Annotated in this window: 4 protein-coding genes; 3 read left to right on the top strand and 1 reads right to left on the bottom strand. The window is 47.0% G+C overall.

Going from position 1 to position 2,138, the window contains the following annotated elements:
- Positions 1-64: 64 nt before the first annotated feature.
- Entirely contained in the window at positions 65-415 is a 351-nt protein-coding gene (locus tag I5W_RS04635; RefSeq protein WP_044528363.1) for a helix-turn-helix domain-containing protein, read from the bottom strand.
- A 171-nt stretch (positions 416-586) separates the two neighbouring features.
- Here I5W_RS04635 and I5W_RS31015 point away from each other — a divergent pair, with 171 nt between their 5' ends.
- Genes I5W_RS31015 through I5W_RS29420 form a run of 3 tightly spaced genes read left to right on the top strand, consistent with a single transcriptional unit; the run spans position 587 to position 2,100 of the window.
- On the top strand, positions 587-1,417 hold the full coding sequence (locus tag I5W_RS31015) for a hypothetical protein (RefSeq protein WP_159106104.1): 831 nt from the start codon (positions 587-589) through the stop codon (positions 1,415-1,417).
- Positions 1,418-1,451: 34 nt separating this feature from the next.
- On the top strand, positions 1,452-1,904 hold the full coding sequence (locus tag I5W_RS04645; protein WP_044528365.1) for a hypothetical protein: 453 nt from the start codon (positions 1,452-1,454) through the stop codon (positions 1,902-1,904).
- On the top strand, positions 1,894-2,100 hold the full coding sequence (locus tag I5W_RS29420; RefSeq protein WP_083893457.1) for a hypothetical protein: 207 nt from the start codon (positions 1,894-1,896) through the stop codon (positions 2,098-2,100). The genes I5W_RS04645 and I5W_RS29420 overlap by 11 nt, the downstream gene beginning before the upstream one ends.
- Positions 2,101-2,138: the final 38 nt, after the last annotated feature.

Consider the following 2,138-nt stretch of genomic DNA (forward strand, 5'->3'; position numbering starts at 1 on the left):
GACATATGGAAGATTTTCTACTGCAACACATTCTGTGACTCCGCAAGAGCACCAGCGTTGCTGACTATTTTTTTTTCAGATGAGAGAGGACGAATGTATCAATTTTTGTAGCTAAAGCGGCAAGTTCATCGCTAGAAAGTGCTGCGGCTGATGAGAATGCACTCAAGTACTTTTCCTCACCAGGCGACAAAAAAAGGCGCCATGGAGCTATCTGAAACAACTGAGCCATGCGGTCCAATTTATCGAACGATGGGCTGAGCATCGCTCGCTCGTATCGAGATACGGTTTCCATTTCGATGTCGAGGTGGTTTGCGAGCTGTAGTTGCGTCAAGCCCAGCTTCAGTCTTTCTCGTCGAATATTCTGCGCGACTAATTCGATAGTCGTGGTTGGAGGCGTTGGGGTGATGTTTTTCATGTGCAGAAGCAGTTCGGCACATGGTCTATTTTGTTTGGGTATAGATACAGGACGTAATAAGCAGTATTTGTTCTATATTTGACTTAATAAGTCTAATTAGCATAGTATCTGGGCCGCGCTTCGAGATTGCCACTGCGCATCAAACTATTCGGCTCATTCATTTCGCGAAAAATGGCCACCGCTCATTCATCACTATTAGTCTCTTGTCTTTTACTCGGGCTCACCGCTTGCACCACATCTTCCGCCCCTGATAAGGATCGTCCAATTTCCGAGCGCGGCCTGAGCCAGATTGATAAGCTGAATCGAAGCGAACTCAACAAAGCGCTTACCGCCGCCATACTGCGCAATCCTGATTTGCGAGCTAGCGCAAGCTTTGCAGCGGCCTGCTATTTGGATTTAGCGGCAGAAAGAACCGCACGGCGGAACGCGCATTTAAACATGGCGTCCATAGACAAGGATATTGTTGAAGCTGCCAGAGCAAGAAATGCTCTAGCCTTGGCGACCTATCCGACATCTCGATACTGGGTCAGAAGGAAGATCGAAGGCCACATGGCTCCGATCACATTCGACAGAGAAAATCTCTCAGCTTTTCAGACCAGAATCGAAATGCCACCTAACTCTTTGCTACAAGACTTTTCGGATGTGAATCCTGTTGAAAAAAGGTGGAAGCAGGAGACCAAAATGCTTCAGCGCCCAAACTCAGTGGCTACCACGTCACAATTGCTTGTTCGCTATGGCCCGCTCGTCCAAGAGGCGGCCTCTGACAGATTCAAGCGATGCTACATCGTGTTTGACGTTCCCAAGCTGAATCTCTCCATCTCTGTTAATAAAAACCTTTACCAAGAGAGACTTTATGAAAGCGCAAAGGCAGGAAAAGATCTTGAATTCACCGCTGAAGTTGATATTGAGTATGACTTTAGTAACTGCCGCTTAGAAAACTGCACACCCAAAGTTAGCGACCAAAACATTCGAAGCTTCAGATTCGGTTGGGATCCGAGGTAGTTAGCACGCAATCACGCCAAGGTATGTTGAAATAATGTTTCTCACCGATCCGTCCCTAGAGTTACACGATGCTCGCTCATCTTTAGTATCGCCGTTTATGATGTGGGACTGGATAGCCGCGCTTGATTCTGAGCCCTGCTTTATTCTTTCCGCTGAAACCAGCGACGACGACCTCGCATTGCCGGCCACAAATTTCTTTTCCTCTGTTGATCGTCTTCTAGCTTTTGCTCATGCGCACGCTTCCACTCGATGCAAGGTCTATCTCTTGCAAAAGGAGCGCCAGGGTAAAGGTCGCCTGAAATTTCTCGAAATCGAAAGTATCGGAAAGTATGAAGGAAAGCCGGCGGGAGTTTGTTACTACGCACACGTCACGACCAATGGAATATTGGAGAAGACGTATGACGCACAGCCGCCATTGCCGCCTAAACACCAGATAGAAATTCTCGCCAACTTTGATAAGAAAATTTTTATTGACCATGAGCGCTGAAGAGAAAAATTTGGTCGAAGGCATCGATATTGGAATCGCCGTTAAGAAGCTACATCGAATGCAGCTAGAAGAAGGAGATTTAGGTGCAGCATATTGGCTCTCAATATCAGGGCTAATTCAAAACGCGGCAAAATATCGTGAACGCGCAATGCTTGCAGAAGAAAAGCTGCGGAAAATCCGTAAGCTCTGTCAATGAAAGCATATGGACATGCATGAGAGTCTCTCCTTCGATGC

Source organism: Herbaspirillum sp. B65, from assembly GCF_000333555.1.
In the GTDB taxonomy this organism is placed as follows: Bacteria; Pseudomonadota; Gammaproteobacteria; order Burkholderiales; family Burkholderiaceae_D; genus Herbaspirillum; species Herbaspirillum rubrisubalbicans.